Origin of the sequence: Hamadaea sp. (genome assembly GCF_013362815.1) — a bacterium.
GTDB lineage: Bacteria > Actinomycetota > Actinomycetes > Mycobacteriales > Micromonosporaceae > Hamadaea.
This window is the reverse complement of sequence record NZ_JABFVK010000015.1, coordinates 253,477-269,503: the sequence shown is the minus strand read 5'-3', so window position 1 is coordinate 269,503 and position 16,027 is coordinate 253,477. Positions and strand designations below refer to the sequence as shown.

At 63.8% G+C, this 16,027-nt stretch carries 9 protein-coding genes; 2 read left to right on the top strand and 7 right to left on the bottom strand.

What is annotated here, in order from left to right:
- Positions 1-75: 75 nt before the first annotated feature.
- From HOV77_RS09770 to HOV77_RS09740, 7 genes are all read right to left on the bottom strand, one after another.
- Positions 76-336, bottom strand: coding sequence for a hypothetical protein (locus tag HOV77_RS09770; RefSeq protein WP_290860480.1), 261 nt, complete (start codon positions 334-336; stop codon positions 76-78).
- A gap of 4 nt (positions 337-340) precedes the next feature.
- Positions 341-1,051 carry a hypothetical protein gene (locus tag HOV77_RS09765; RefSeq protein ID WP_290860478.1) on the bottom strand — a complete coding sequence of 237 codons (711 nt, stop codon included), beginning with the start codon at positions 1,049-1,051 and terminating at the stop codon, positions 341-343.
- Positions 1,048-3,678, bottom strand: coding sequence for an FtsK/SpoIIIE domain-containing protein (locus HOV77_RS09760; RefSeq protein WP_290860477.1), 2,631 nt, complete (start codon positions 3,676-3,678; stop codon positions 1,048-1,050). The genes HOV77_RS09765 and HOV77_RS09760 overlap by 4 nt, the downstream gene beginning before the upstream one ends.
- Positions 3,679-3,920: 242 nt before the next feature.
- Complete coding sequence (locus HOV77_RS09755; protein ID WP_290860475.1) at positions 3,921-4,901, bottom strand: DNA cytosine methyltransferase; 981 nt, start codon at positions 4,899-4,901, stop codon at positions 3,921-3,923.
- 48 nt (positions 4,902-4,949) lie between these two features.
- A complete protein-coding gene (locus HOV77_RS09750; RefSeq protein ID WP_290860473.1) occupies positions 4,950-5,831 on the bottom strand; it encodes a DUF6339 family protein in 882 nt (293 codons plus the stop codon).
- Positions 5,828-6,802, bottom strand: a complete 975-nt coding sequence (locus HOV77_RS09745; protein ID WP_290860471.1) for a hypothetical protein — start codon at positions 6,800-6,802, stop codon at positions 5,828-5,830. Before HOV77_RS09745 ends, HOV77_RS09750 begins: the two co-directional genes overlap by 4 nt.
- Complete coding sequence (locus tag HOV77_RS09740; protein ID WP_290860469.1) at positions 6,799-8,895, bottom strand: helix-turn-helix transcriptional regulator; 2,097 nt, start codon at positions 8,893-8,895, stop codon at positions 6,799-6,801. Before HOV77_RS09740 ends, HOV77_RS09745 begins: the two co-directional genes overlap by 4 nt.
- A gap of 418 nt (positions 8,896-9,313) precedes the next feature.
- Between HOV77_RS09740 and HOV77_RS09735 the strand changes: the two genes are divergently transcribed.
- Entirely contained in the window at positions 9,314-14,134 is a 4,821-nt protein-coding gene (locus HOV77_RS09735) for a DEAD/DEAH box helicase (protein ID WP_290860467.1), read from the top strand.
- Complete coding sequence (locus tag HOV77_RS09730; protein ID WP_290860465.1) at positions 14,127-16,025, top strand: UvrD-helicase domain-containing protein; 1,899 nt, start codon at positions 14,127-14,129, stop codon at positions 16,023-16,025. Before HOV77_RS09735 ends, HOV77_RS09730 begins: the two co-directional genes overlap by 8 nt.
- Positions 16,026-16,027: the final 2 nt, after the last annotated feature.

The window sequence follows — 16,027 nt, the reverse complement described above, 5'->3', positions numbered from 1 at the left end:
GTGGACAACGGACGACGCGTGATCCACTGCGGGGTGTGGACGGCGTTGCGTGACCTTTGTGGATCTGTTATGCCCTCAAGCGGTGGCCCGCCAGGCGTCCGCGTCACCGATGGCCCCCGTCGCCAGCGTATGCGCCTCGTTGAGCCGCTCACGGGCCTGTTCGAGCTTGCTGACCGCGTCGATCAGCGTGGGATGGACCGTCCCGGCGGCGGTGAGCCGGAGCATGGTGAGCGCGTCGTCGAACGTCTGACCGACCGCGCGCAGGCGGATGAGCGCTTCGTTCGTCTGCGACACCGTGGCCGCGACCCGCAGTTTGACATCCTCGACGCTGCTCAACGACTTACCTCATGATCCAGAGAAGGGTGAAGACGGCGGTCGAGAGCAGCAGCGGCAACGCGACGACGGCCAGCCCCAATGCCGCGGTACGCGTCCGGCTGATCACGCCGGTGGCGATCCAGCCGATCCCGAACGCGCCGAACCCCAGCAGGAATCCGGTGCACCCGGCGTAGAGGGGGCGCGTCCGCTCGTCGACGAGCAGCACGAACGCGATCTGGGCGAGCAGCGCCACCGCCGCGAGACCGCCGTAGACCCCGAGGTTCTTGTTCGTCGCCGAAGGCGGCCGGGTGGGCGCCTGCGCCAGCGCGCCATCCGCGACGTCCACAGTCGACAGCGCCTGCCGGAGCGCCGCGAGCACCACCGCCGGGCCGCCCGTGACGGCCCGCTCCGCGCTCGTCGTCTCGGCCGGATTCGGCGTCAGCACCGGCATCTGGCGGCCGCTCATCGTCGCCATCTCGGACATGCGCTGCTGCTGCAACGCCAGCCGGGCCCGGATCGGCGGCAACTCCTCCCGAGCCGCGCGCAACGCTGCCTGCTCCGCCGCCACGCCGGCCGCCGCCTCCCGGCGTACCGCGTCGAGCCGCTCGGCCGCCGCGAGATACTCCTGCCACGCTCCGGTCATCGGCCGGCTCGCCTCGCTGCTCGCCGATCCACCGTCGCCCATCAGCTCGGTAGTCGCCTCGGCCTCGTCGTCCGGCCGGTAGTCGTCGCTCATCGCCCGGCCGCCAGTTCATCCCCGGCTTCGTCTTTTGTGGGGGTGCCTTGGTGCTTTACGGGGGCGGCTTGGTCCTTTGCTGGGGCGGTCGAGAACGGCACCATCACCGCGGTGACGCCCGTGTGCCGATCGTGGAACAGCGCGCGACCCGGCCGCGGCTCCCACTGGATCGACTCGCCCAGCATCAACGACACATCAGGCCCAGGCACGTTCAGGAACACCAACCCGGCCACATCCTCACGGCCCGCGGAGAAGCCGACGTCCTCGGAGAACCGGCGCAACTGCCGCCACCAGCCCAGCAGATGCAAACCCCGGCCCGGGTCCTCGCGGATCAAGGTCCGCGCCTCGGCTCCGGCCGTCTCCATTCCCCAGACCACGAGGTACGCGTTGACGCGTGCCACGGATTCCGGGATGTCGGCCTTCTCGGTGGTGAGCACGTCATGCCCTTGACTCTGCAACTCAATGCGCAGCGCCTCGACGGCCGCGACGGTCTGCGGGATCAACGGAGCCAGGACGAACCGCACGGAACCCGGCCGGTGCTGGGCGGCCAGCGAGCGTACCGCCGCGACCAGGACGTCCGCGCCCTCCTGAGATGGCCCGAGGACGGCCAGGTGCCGCCCGGGTGTGGCGTCGAACGGGAACGCGACCGTCGTCATGTGCACGTCGACCTGCCGCCCGAGCAGCGCCGCCTTCGCCGTCTCCGTCTGGGTTTCCTTCAACGCCTGGTACAACGGGTCGCCATCGAGGTGCTGCGCGGCGTAACCGGAGAACACCACCGGCGGCTCGTCGTGCTCGTCGCGCGCCTGCCACAGCCGCTGCCGCAAGGCGGTCAAGATCTGCTGATCGGCGTGCGGATCGGGGAAGCGCACCAGCTTCTCGTGCGCGCGCCGGGAACCCCGCGGCCCACCGAGGCCGCCCGCGGTGTTCACGATCGCCGTGCCCAGCTGCAACGTCGCGGCCGACTCGTTCGTCGGCTCCAGCACGTCCGCCCCGCCCGGGAGCGCCACGCGTACGGGGAACTGCCCGAAGATGGAGTCCCGCTTGGCATAGAGCGCCTCGATGCCCCGCACGGTCTGGCTCGCCAGAATCAGATGTATGCCGAAAGACCGCCCCTTGCGCGCAACCGACTCCAGCAGCGCCACCGATTCCATGGCGATCCGGTCGGTCCCGGCGAGCAACACCTGGAACTCGTCGATCACACAGACGATCCGGGGCAGCGTCTCACCCAGATTCCGCAGGTCCACATACCGCGATACGCCGTTCGCCTTGAACATCTCGGCCCGCCGCGACATCTCGGCGTCCAACTCCCGCAGCACGGCCAACCCGTAGGTACGGTCGCTTTCCACCCCGACCGCGCGCGCGTGCGGCAGCCAGCTCTCATCCCGCGGCGTCGGGATGAACTCGGAGAACGACACGCCCTCCTTGAAGTCCAGCAGGTAGAGGGCCAGCTCCTCCGGATCGTAGCGAGTGCACAGTCCATAGAGGACGTCGATCAGGAACGCCGTCTTACCGCCACCCGACCGGCCGCCGACCAGCCAATGCGGCGTCAGATCGGCGAAATGCAGGCTGATCGGCGTATCGCCGGAGATGCCGACGGTGACGCTCAGCCCGCCCGCCGACGACTCCGCCCACCACCCGTGATCTGGATCGGGCAGCAGATCGAGCAGATGCACCGATCCCTGCTGCGCGACCTGCGACCCCAACTCGTGGCACACCCGGTCGATCAGCTCCAGCGGCGGATCCGGATCCAGATACACCGGCACGTTGAACGGATCGCGCCCCCGGCTCAACGACGCCCCGGGCGGATTCCCCACCAGCACATGCGGATTGCGTACGGAGATCTCCGTCGCCAGCGGCAGCCGATCCTGCGTCGTCTCCGGCGTCAACGGAGCCGGCGGCCAGCCCGCGACGATCATGTGCAGCCCGTGCGCCGGCCCCCGCTTGGCCAAGTCGATGATCCGCGCCAAATCCGACGCGTCAGCCAAACTGGGCAACCCGGCGATCACCAGCAACATGCTGCGATCACGCCGCCGCGGTTTCGCCTTCCGCTCCTGGTCCGGGCGACTGGGGCGGACCCAGTGCTCCGCCTCCGCGAGCACCGCTCGCAAGCCATCCCGGTCAGTCGCCGGCTCGGGCAGCAAACCCGTCTCCGACAGCGGTGCGAACGGAGCGAACACATGCCCGTGCCCGTCCACCGCCCGCACGATCAACGTCCCCGACGGCGCGGTCGCCAGCAACCGCACGACGACACTCCGAATCGCCCCCGTCACCCGCGCGTCCCGAGCGTCGGCGGAGAACGCCAAATGCCCCACGCCCAACAACGGCACGATCATCGGGAAGCGAGCATCGTCCAACGGCTGCGCCGTCCCCACCCGCACATACTCCGGACGGCGTTGGCCACCCAGCGGCGTACTGGCCGGCACCGCGTCCAACGGCTGCCCCAACCACGCCGGCGCCAAGTGCTGAGCGGCCGACCTCAACCGCTCCGCAAGTTCATGCTGCTCGGCGATGTCCGTCCGCGGCAACGGCAGATAAGTGTCCAGCGCCGAAGCCGCCGCGGCCACCACCGCCGCCGCGTGCCGGTGCAGGCCGGCCGCCTGATCGAGAGGTGCGCTCGCCTCCGCCACGCCAGACCGCCTCCCATCTGCTTCCGGCCAAGACGGTAGCGCACGGGGCGGACATCGGCGTGTCACGCCGCGCGGCAGCGTCAGCCAGTCGTGACCTTGGCCATGTGGAAAATGTCCGAAGGCAGCGGGCTGCGCAGCCGCCGGATGAACCGGATTAGCCTTGATCCGGTGCGCTTGACGTATGACTTGGGCTGAGCGTTCGGTCTATGCAGCATCGATAGGGCTTGTCAGATGATCTCGATCTAGTGATTCTTGAGCACGTCACCGATAGCAAGTCCGAGTGCCCGCCCAACCGGCGGCGGCGTGGCGTTCCCGATCTGGCGGTAGCGCGCCGTCTTTTTCCCTGTGATTTGCCAATCGGCCGGGAAACCCTGAAGGCAAGCGGCCTGCTCGACAGTCAGGGTGACCATTCGTGCGCGGCCTTTGCTGGGGTCCCATTCGTAGTCGGCGTCCGGAACATCATCACCCACGGTTCCGCCGTTGACACCCATTCGCTCCCATGCATTCTTCGAACCGGTTGGTCCGAGGTCCGCTCCGCCGCGGTCCCACGACCCTCCGACCACGGTCGGGGCGATCTTGTCTGCTTGTGCGGCCCATTCCGCGGCCTGACGCCAGCCTCGCGCAGCCATGGAATCGCCCAATGCCATACCAACGGTGATCGGTGGGTCGAGGATCTTTGGCGGCTCGACGAACGCATCAATCCCACCGCCTTTGAAGGCGACAAGGATTCCCTGCTTGCGATCCTGAGGTACTCCGTAGTCCGCGGCGTTGAGGACGAACCAGCGATGCTGGTAACCAAGGTGTTCCAACTCTTCTGCGATGAACTCCCTGATCGGGCGGTAGACATCCTTGGTCGCGAGGTCCGGTACGTTCTCGATCAGCAGCGCCCGCGGCTGTACGCCGTGCATCAGCATGATCGTTGCCTTGAGGAGTTCGAGTTCCTTATCGCTGCCGCGGGTCCGGTTAACGGTCGCTGTTGCCTGCACACGCTCGAGGCCAGCAGACAGCAGGTCCACGTCGTACACATGAGAGTCGCCGCTGGGGTCGAACTCGAGCAGGTCAATTTCTCGCACGTCCCATGCCGGACGGTTCGTGCGAAGCGTCTGACATGCTTGCTTACGATTGTCGATGAGGAGTACCGGGTCGAATCCGGCTTGTTCGAGCCCGAGCGCGAGCCCGCCAGCGCCTGCGCAGATCTCGAGGGATCGCAACCGCGTGGTCATGGAGTCCACCGTTTCTTAGGTTGGCAGAAAATTTGTGCAAATGATGGGTTATACGTCTGAATCAATGGCTAATCGCTGCCGCACCGGAGCGTCAGCCAAGAGACTCTCGAAGAGAGGGACGAGGGCTTCGACGGAACGCTTATTCACAGCCCCATCGTCGGGACCCTGCGGGAGGCGGTCCCACGGGACGGGTGCCATTCCTGCTGATTCCGCGATCCAGTGGTGGAGCGCATCCGAGTCTGGAGGCTCATCTGCAGCCATCGTGTCGTAAACCAAGGTGCTTCCAGCGGCATTCACCGCCGAAGACAGAGCGTTCATCTGATCCCCTAGGCGCGGGGAGCCGTCCGCGATCAATCGCTCCAGGACGGCAACGATCGCCAGGGCGGTTGGACGGTGGTCGATAACGTCCAAACGCATCGTCGTGTTAAGGACGTCCTGTACCCTGCACGCCGTTTCGACCGGGCTGTAGTCTGCCCCGTTCCGGAACAGCTCGGCTGCCCACCAGAGCCGCGCAAAGGCTTGCGTGTAATGGGGGCCAGCAAACCTAGCCGGGGTCGCAACCTCGGGTCCTTTATGCCGCCAGACGACGTAGTCCGGGGCGACAAGCATTGCGAGATAGTTCCACTTGCCATTGTCGGCAGCCTCAGCCCGAGTCATCCGGAGCGTGGCATGCAGGCGTGGAGCGAGCCAGCGATCCGCGCTAGTTCGTACTGTGTCGAAGCGATGCATCGCCTCGTCAAGGAGTTCACGCACAGCAGCGGTTCGCCACCTCTGCTCCTGTGCGGGAAGCTGTGCGGACGCTTTGCGCAGAATCACCTGCGGAGGTGTCTCCTGTCCGCTCTGGATTGCCCGGCTCAAGTACTTGATGACTGCGGCCTCCGGCAGCGTCCCCAGTACAGCTGGAGTGTCTGAAATTGCGGCACGGCTCATCTGCGGGCTCCTTCACCGGAGATCGAGCGAACAGCGTTGGTCAGCCTCTTCGCAATCTGGCTGCGCCTGCCCGCCGCATACTGGACGCTCGTCTGGAGTTCGGACCAGCCGTATCCCTCCGTTCGTCGATTATTGATCTCGTAGAGAGCATCCGTGAGCTGGCGGTTGGGCAGCACATCGGGCAGCATCGTCCGCAGAACCGATTCACGCCAACCCGACGGCATGATCGGCGTGCCGTCACCATCGACGTCGAGGTCGCTGACGGCGGCATGGAACATCGCTGTCCATGCATCCTGGGCAATCTGGCTCGAGGCCAACTCTCGATACATCTTCTCGGCTGCGGTCCCACCTGTACCGTGCAAAGCTTCGACCAAGCCCTCAACTGCGGTGGTGTTGAGATAGACCGTCGGGGTCTGTCCCACCGTCTCGACGATCCAAGGTGATTCCTTGTACGTCCGCAGCCACTCGAGTGGTCCCTCACGGAAGTCAACCTCGACGATCTCTAGCTCGCGCTGCCGGGTCGGAGTGGACGCCGCGATGTCGATGTACCAGTCTCGATCTGTCGTGCCAATGATCCGGCCCGAAACACCGTTGATCGTGCCGACTACGGTTAGACCGAGAACTGCCCTGTTGAGGTGGCGATCACGGATGAGATCGATCTCGCCCCGCCAGGAACCATCGCTGGTTGGTGTGAGCTTGGCGGTAATCCGAGAGTTGGTGGCTTTCTCGGAGATGACTGCCATCACCACCACGTTTGACCATGGACCAGCGACCAGCTCGGCTTCCGGCAAGGTGGCTTTCAAGCGGAGTCGTGCTAGTTCCCACTTCTCCCGGCCGCTGCGGTGCAACGCCACCGTACGTTCGGGGTTGGAGATCTGTGCGTATGGCAGGCTGGCATTGTCGACTGAAACCGAGGCGACCTCAAGGTCAATGTCGCCGAAGAGAGTCTGGTATGGGAACACCGGCTTCATTCGGCACCTCCGCGAGCCTTCTGCACATCGATCACGAGACGGGAGTAGGCGCCCTTGACCGGGTGCGTACTCGGGTCGGTCACACCGGTGAAGGTCGCGGAACGAATACCGGCATCGATGAGCACGCTGCCTCCTTCGATGCGGCAGTTCTCGGCAGGCGTGAGGAGTTTCCACGAGACGACTGGGCGTCCGCCCGAACGAACGTCGAATTTCGCAACCGGAGTCAGGAGCCATGGATCATCCGTCTCCGGAAGTCTGAGGTCGACTCGGACCTGCCAGGCTCCATCAGCCTCGACGGTGGCACTGACATTCCGGACCGTAGCCACCCCTTGAGGCGGCCGAGACCCCACTTGCCCGTGAGCATCCAACCGAAGCAGTTCTCGCAAAACGGCCGGACCGTCACCGCGCTTGCTCTCGCGACGCCCGACGAGCGAACGAACGGCCTTGTCGATTTCTGTCCGGAACTCCTCAAGCCTGCTGAGTGCGCCACGCTCGTAGAGGGACGACAGCTCCTCGGTTCGACCCCAACGATCGTGCTCGGGCGGTTCCGAAGCACGGAGGAACTGTTCAGCGAGAGCGACGTCTTCGCCAGTGCGACCGGTTGCATGACCCGCCAGCAACACTGCCTTGAACGGCGCGGCGCCCAAAGGAAGCTCACGCGGGCGCCGCTCCATGACCGTCATCCTGTTGCCACGCATACACACCACGCGGTTGAGTCGAATGTCGGAGTCCGCGGCTGGCGTGAGTAACAGGACGGCCTCGTGCTCGGCGCCCTTGGAGCCGCCGCGAGTGCCGCCTCGAAGCGGCGGAACAGTCAACGGCACATCGATACTCGCGACCTGCTCCCCCGATGTCAGCTCCCTTACCGTCTCGTTGTTCAAATAGGCCTGCAGCGCACGGGTCAGGGCGGGATGACGCTCTCGCGGGTCGACACGCTGCTCGGGGATGACGATCTGACCATTACGCAGTGTGACGACGCTGGCCTCCATCAAGGGTTCTGCGGCATGGCCACCAACCATGGCCGCCCAAAATCCGTCGGCCAACGAATTCACAAGTTTCTCGTGCATCTCGGGAAGACTGTTGGCATCGCCAGACGCGTCATGGGCGCCGACGATGAGGAACGAGGTGCCAGGTTCGGCAGTTGCCCGGTCGAGATACAGGTCGCGAACCGTTTGTTCTTCGGCCCACCACGAGCGGGCAATGTCCTTGTGATGTGGCTCGGTGTCCAGCTCGCCGAACCAGGCTGGTCCGGCGAAGGCCTCGCCGTTGACCTTCCTCCACGGAAGCTCCAGCCGGCCGATGACCCGCCGCTCGATATGGCCCTCATGGGGAACCGCCAGGGTCGAATTGATCAGGACGAGCCCGAATCGACTCGACGCCCACAATGTCGCCTTGCCAAGGCCGTAGGAGCCGCCAGCGCGAAAGGAGTCGCTCTTGTGGCTGTCCAACTGCCGACGGACAACCGCGGAGTAGCGCCCGTCGTCATACTCAGGGCCAGTCAGTCCGTACGCATTGAAGTCGTCGATACGCAGCAGCAGCAGCCTGCGGTCCCTGGCGAGGTCATCGAGCGCCGCGCGAAGGCTCCGCGAGACCTTCTGGCGGGCCGAGGCCGCGTGTTCGAAATGGTCCGACAGCTCGTGCCAACGGACTGCGGCCTGAAACGCTTCCAGGTGCTCACCGGTGACTTCGTGCAACGTGTATCGAACACGAATCGGCTTCGCCAGCTCGTAGCGCTCGTCCAACGAGTTTTGCGTAGCCTCGCGCGCCAATACCGCCAGATCCGCGTCGAACGCGAAGGCCGCAACATTTCCATACTCTCGGCCGCCGTCGGCGTGCGCCGGACGGTGGTGCCACCTGCGTGGGCGCTCGGCGATGACATCGGCCAGGTTGTAGACCGACGCCGTATCAGTACCGAGAATTGCAGCGATTCGGCGCTTTACCTCCTCTCGGGGCTCGGCTCGACCCGTGATCCAGGCCGAGACCGCCGCTCTCGTGAGACCGAGCTGCGCCGCGAGGTCCGTCTGATTGATCCCGGTCCGACGTAGCTGCCGGCCCAGCCAGGTTCCGAAGTCGCTGGACTGCTGATCATCCACAAGCTGCTCGCTTTCGCGTCACCGACCAGCCCTTCCGTCAGGGCTGAGCTGATCATAGCAAACAAAATTTGACAACGCAGTGCAAGTCAAATTACATTTGCGTCCGAACGCGTCGGCGCCCCCTGGTCGGACTCCAGCTCCCGACCGATCGACTCCGGCGACAGCAGAATTCACGCGAAGCCTAACCGCGCAATCAGCTCATGAGGCGACATCGATCGTGCGACTTCCCGTGCTTGAACGAAGCAGCTAGCTTCGTTCCAACCCGCCCTGCCCTCGTACATCCATGGGCTCACCCATGCCGATCCACACGGCCCGCGAGGCTAAACCCATCGACCTCGCCCGCTGTGCCTTTGCGATGCCGATGCCCTAAAGCCCCTACTCCGCGCATGCGGAGCCCTTCATTAGGAGCAAGATCGACGTGAACCCACCCCCGGAAGGCGATGTGCTTGCGAGGGTCGCTGACCTGTCCCGGCGTGCCCTGAGCACGTACGGTGCCGACCCCGATCGAGTAGAAGAGGACGCCAACGGCGAACGTCGTATCCATCAAGGCGGCTACGGTGACCGGCAACTGTTCGAGCTGGTGCAGAACGCCGCCGATGAGATGCGGTCTCCCGAGCATCGGGGAGGTCGCATACATGTCGTGCTCACCGGAAGCTACCTGTACTGCGCGAACACTGGCGCTCCCATGACGGCCCAAGGCGCCGAGACGATCCTGCGCATGGGCGTCTCGCGTAAGCGCGGTGGCCAGATCGGGCGATTCGGCGTGGGCATCAAGTCTGTCCTGTCGGTCACGCAGGCGCCGGAGTTCTTCAGCCGCACCGGGTCCTTCGGCTTTGACGCCGCATGGTCTGCGGCAGAAATTCTCCGAGCGGTGAATGCTGGCTATCGGTCACGTGGCCAATCCCTGGTTGAGAAGCTCGGCGACACACCGGTCCTACGGCTTGCGCGTCCACTCAACACCGCGCAGGCGGAAGCTGAGGATCCCGTCTTGGCCGAGTTGCTCGCGTGGGCCACGACAGTCGTCCGACTCCCCTTGCTGCCGAACGCTGCTGAACGCCTCGGCCGCGACATCCAGCACGACTCACGCGTGGCTCCCGAGCGAAGCCAGGAGTTTCCTCTCCAGTTCCCGCTCTTCTCCAATCATGTAGGAACCATCCTCATTGAAGATCGTCGGGATATGCCGAAGATTCGTCGCGAGATCACGACCGAGCACGAAGGGATCTTCCACACAATCCACGAGATCCGAAGTGGGGCGAAGGCACGCTCGGAGCGGTACCGCGTATTCACAGTCGCGCATCAAGTTAGCGATGACTCCCGCGAAAACGCAGGGGAGCTTCACGACCGAAGTGTGATCGACGTGTCGTGGGCAGTGCCCGAGTACACGATGGTCGAGAACGAGCACGGACGGCTGGGTCAGATCCCCAACGATCGCGGCGCATTCTGGGCGTTCTTCCCGACGAAGTATCCAACCACGCTCAGCGGTGCTCTGAACGCCTCGTGGAAGACCAACGAGGATCGTCAGAACCTGCTCGACAGCAGCCATCTCAACGGTGAGCTGATTCAAGTAGCCGCGAGACTTGTGGTGGACTCACTTCCACGGTTGGTCATCCCCGAAGATCCAGCAGCGTATCTGCCGTTACTCCCGGGCCGGAGCAAGGAATCGCCGAACTGGGCGTGCGGCTACCTCACCAATGAGATCTGGCAAGCAGCCGCAGTCCATCCCTCAGTGCCGGACCAGGACGGCCAACTTCGGAAGCCGGCCGAGATCCGAGTTCACCCCGATCGACTAAGCCGCGAAGCCCTCCGGTTGTGGCGTGATAGTTCCAGCGCCCCCGTTGACTGGGTCCACCATTCGGTCGATGCCACCACCATTCGGCGCGGTAAGCTCAACCACATCCTCGAGGCCGCACCGCGCCGCGAGCCGGAAACGGTTCGTACATGGCTGGAGGCTCTCGTCCACGATGGCAAGGCGGCGTCCTCGAAGGCTGCCTTGCGGCTATTGGCGCACTTGCTCGAGCATGATCTTGCCTCTGCGGAGGCACCCTTGCGCAGGCAGATCCAGGAAGCACGCGCTGCCAAAATCGTCCTCACTGAGCGCGGTCGATTAGTAGCTCCGGTGTCGGGGCAGGTCTTCCGTAGGACATCGGATGACGGTTTGGCCGACGATCTCGTCTACATCGACCCCGAAATTTCCGCTGACGCCACGATGCAGGACGACCTCGAAGTGCTCGGCATTCGAGAGGCAGACGCAGCAGGACGATTCCACAGCATCCTTGACCAGGGCTTCAACGGCTACAACGCAGAATCGTGGGCTCGCTTCTGGGAGTTGCTGCGCACCGCTGGCGGTAGGGAACAGCTGCCGGCGATCCGCGACCGAGTCACCAGTATCCCCATGACTCTTCGAGTGAAGACCGTGGATGGTCTGTTCCGAACACTTCGAGACTGCCTGCTACCTGGCCGAGTGACACCTCACGACGGCTCACGGGACGCCGGTTGCACCGTCGACGTCACCTATCACGCAGACGACCTTGCACTCCTGCGCAGCCTCGGTATGTCGGATGCTCCGACACTGGGTTTTCGTCCCGAAGGGGAAGCCTGGTTCGAGGAATATCACAAGGCGATGCACGAAGCCTACTGCCTGGAACTTGGGCCAACAGAGAAGCGGATTCAGCTCCAGACTGTGAAATTGATTGGCCAGCCGGTTGCAGGCCCAATGCATGTTTACGAGAAGTTGTCTGCCGAGGGCAAGGCTGCGTTTCTCGCCGCCGTACCGAGCGACGGAGTAATTGCCAGCTGGTCTCGGCAGATTGGGGAGAAGGTGTCCACTCGCACCGCGGTCCCGTCCCCGTTCAAATGGATCATTTCACGCATCGGGACAGTGCGGACGTCACAAGGAATCGTGCCTATCGACGAGGCCGTCGGGCCGCAGCTGATGGAGCATCGATCCATTCTCAAGGTCGCTGAGATCGACTCAGAGGTCGCCCGAAAGCTGGACATGCCGACGCGACTCGAGGATGTTCCTGAGGAGAGCTGGACGTCCCTGCTTGCCTCGACAAGGATGAGCACCGACGACGCTGTCGTGGGTCGCAACTACGCAATGTTGATCCGGCTCGCTCTCGACTTGCTCAACGAGGAACCGACGGTGCGATGCCGCGTCGGCGACCGATGGGAGATGCGTCCCGACCGCGACGTTGCTGTGGCGCTCACCTCGGGCGAGTATGCCGAGCTGGTTCGGGAGGGCCACCCGGCTTTGCTGGTGGATTCCCCCCAGGACATTGAAGAAGCCGAGTATATGATCCGCGAGTGGGGAATGCGTCGTGTCGTAGACGTCATCGAGAAGCGCGTCCGTTCAGTGGCCATCGGCCCCCCGGCGGCACTGACTGACGAGTTCCCCGCGCTTCGTCAGCGTCTCGGCTCACGTGTTGCGGACCTGTGCTTTCAGCCCTGCAGCGAACTCGAAGAGATCATCCGGACTCCACAAGGAACCCGCACTCGGCCGCTCGACTCCTACCGTCAGCAGGACATACTCCTCGTACCGGATGAGATTTCGCCCGACGAGCTGCTTGTCACTGCCGATAGATTCTTCGGGTGGGGCTTGGGTCCTGCGGGGTGCCGCGCTGTCATCGACGCTGGCCGACGGCAGCAGGAGGAGCTGGCCGCCCGGGAGCGCAAGGAAGCAATCCGGCAGGCTGATGACATCCCGGCCAAACTTGCCCTACTCATCGACGAAACCAGTTTGCGGATGGGGCTGCCCAGTGGCCTGGTCGACAGTGAAGCCGGCGAGACCGGCCTCCAGCCTGACCATCGGAGGCTCGCGCAATTGGCCTACGGTGCGCACGGTGACGGCGTCCTTCGCGCACATGCGAAGGACATCGCAAATAGGGCGCTCATAGGCACTCCGGCGCATTTCGACGGTGGCTCGGCCGCCCTGCGATTCGTAGCCGAGTTGGGGCTCCCCGAGGAGTTCGCTGGTCTGCGGATCCCAACGCCTCCGATGCGTGAGCACATTGAGGGGCCCATCGACTTCCCCGCATTGCACGACTACCAGGAGGAAATCGCGGCACGGCTCACGCGGCTGCTTGCCCAGCAAACCCCCCAGCGCGCAATGCTCAGCCTGCCGACCGCAGCCGGCAAGACACGCATTGCCGCGGAGGGTGTCATTCGCTGGGTGCGAGAGTCGGGTACGCCATCAGGCCCGATTCTCTGGATTGCGCAGACGCATGAATTGTGCGAGCAGGCTGTTCAGTCTTGGAAGTTTGTCTGGAACAAGGTCGGGCCTGATGACCGGCTCGTTATCGACCGGCTGTGGCATACCAACTCGGCCACGCCAGTGGATGGTCGCCCCCACCTCGTCGTAGCTACCGACGCGAAGCTAGATCGATGCCTCGGAACTGAAGAGTACGCCTGGCTCCGTGAGCCGTCACTCGTCCTTGTCGATGAGGCGCACTCTGCCATAACGCCGGAGTACACGAGGATTCTCGAGTACCTCGGACTGACCCATCGCACGACCGAACGACATCTGGTGGGTCTGACCGCCACGCCTTATCGCAATGATGCCGACGAGACCCGGCGTCTGGTTCAGCGGTTCGGAGACCGTCGCCTTGACCAGGGGATCTTCCCCAAGGACCCGACAGCCCATCTCCAGGATCTCGGTGTACTGGCGCGAGTCGAGCATCGCGAGCTTATCGGTGCAGATTTCTTGCTGAATCAGGACGAGCTGGCGATGGTCGACGTGTTCAGCGGCTTCCTCCCAAAGACAGCCGAACAACGGCTCGGTGAGGACGAAAGCCGGAACAGGTTGCTGGTCGAAGAGATCGCAGCTCTGCCGTCCGAGTGGCCGATTCTGGTGTTCGCAGCTTCAGTGCAGCATGCGAAGTTCCTCGCGGCCAAGCTCAATGACCGCGGCATTCGTTCGATGGCCATCGACTCGGCCACATCGATCCCGGAGCGTCGCCAGAGCATCGACGCGTTCCGAGCCAATCGGATCCGAGTCATCACAAACTACGGTGTCCTCTCGCAAGGATTCGATGCTCCGGCGACTCGCGCTGTAGTTATCGCCCGACCTGTGTTCAGTGCGGTGAACTACCAGCAGATGATCGGACGCGGTCTTCGCGGGACTCGTAATGGCGGCAAACCGCAATGCCTAATCCTCGATGTGCGAGACAACATCGCCAATTTCCGCGACGGCCTGGCGTTCAAGGATCTCGAGAAGCTGTGGATGGAGGGCGCGCGTGACTGAGATCGATGGTGGCATCAGTCTGACGACGCAACAACGGCTTGTCGTCGAGCAGCCTGCGGATGCCCGAGTTCTGGTGACTGCTGGAGCGGGAGCAGGGAAGACGACCACGCTCGTGCACCGTCTCGGGCACCTGGTGGACCAGGAGGATCTGACGGGCGGCGAGATTCTCGTTCTCACTTTTTCGGACGCTGCTGTTCGAGCTTTGCGTGAGCGTCTGGATCGACACGGTGGCCCCGCCAGGAACGTACGGGCGACGACGTTTGATGCCTGGGCGAATGCTCTCCTGCTTCAGAGCAATCAGAACCTGGAGGGCACCGACTACGACCTGCGGATCGAAATGGCGACGACAGTTATCGCTGGTGGCGGAGTCGAGACCACTGAACAGGGTTTCCCGCTACACGTCATCATCGATGAAGTGCAGGATTTGGTCGGTGTCCGGCGCGAAATGATGGAGACCCTACTCGAACGGTTCCCTCCACAATGCGGGTTCACCGTCGTAGGCGATGTGGCGCAGTTTGTCTATGGCTTCTCCATCGTCGATTCCGATGACCGGCACCTTGAGGCGGGCCGCTTCCTCACGTGGGTACGTAATTGGTTCGTCGATGAGATCATCGAGGTAACGCTGGATGACAATTTCCGTGCCCGGACCAACGAGGCAGGTGCTGCTCTGACGTTCGGCAGCCGAGTCGGAGCGCTGTCGGCTATTCGATCGCGAACGGCAGCTGAGGAACGGGCAGCCGCGATCTATGAGGAACTGCGCCTTGTACTGCAGAAGATGCCAGCCTTCGGCAATATAGATGATGAGTTCGTACGGGACTCAATGCGGGAGTTCGATGGCAGTGCGGCAATCCTCTGTCGGACCAATGGCGACGTGCTTCGACTCTCGGAGCTGCTCCGGCAGGCGGGAGTTCCGCATGGAATCCAGCGATCGTCGCGATCACGACGGAGTCCGTCCTGGTTGTACACGCTGCTACTTGCGACTGAGGCAACCTACCTCACAGAAGATCACTTCCTCGACCTGGCGATGACGCTCGAGCTACCAGCCGAGATGGAACCCGTGCGAATGTGGCGGTCACTGCGTCGCGTTGCTGGTGACCGACGAGGCCAGCTCGACCTGGTGCGGCTGTCAAGGGCGATCGGCGAGCGCCGGCTGCCGGGAGAGCTGACAGCCGCGCCGCCGCAAACGCTCCTGATATCGACCGTCCACCGTGCAAAGGGTTTGGAGTTCGACCGGGTAATCGTCACCGAGCCGGAAGCGCTGTCCGAACGGCGAGAGGAGGAACTCGATCCTTGTGCCGAGGCACGTGCGCTATACGTCGCCATGACAAGGCCACGAGATGAGCTATACCGGATTGATCGGCCACAGACCTGGATGATGCGTCGCCTCTCACGACGCGGACGCTGGTACGTCGCAGGGCGCGAACGCTGGCAACGGCTGGGCATCGAGGCCACCGAGCTTGACGTAGCTTCTGATGCTCCGGCTGGCGCGAAGACGCAATCCGACACCCCCGCTCGGCTCCAGAGTCACCTCGCGGCACAAGTTCGCCCGGGAGATCGAGTCGAACTTGTCCGACTACATGACCTTCCACTTTCGCCAGCCGAGTCGCCGCCGTACGGGATTTACCACTCCGGTCAGCTGATCGGCGAGGGGTCGCCAGAGTTTCGTCAGGATCTATGGCGAGTCTTAAAGATCAGTACGACATGGGAGATCCGATCCTGGCCGGACCGCATCACCGGGTTGTGGATCGACGCTGTGCAAACCGTCATAGGCGACGCAGCGATCACCCGCAGCAGTTGCCTCAACGACCGTGGTGTGTGGCTGGCGCCGAGTCTATGCGGCCTGGGCCGCTTCGAATGGAACCATTCGACGCTCGTCTTGGAAGGACAGTGAGT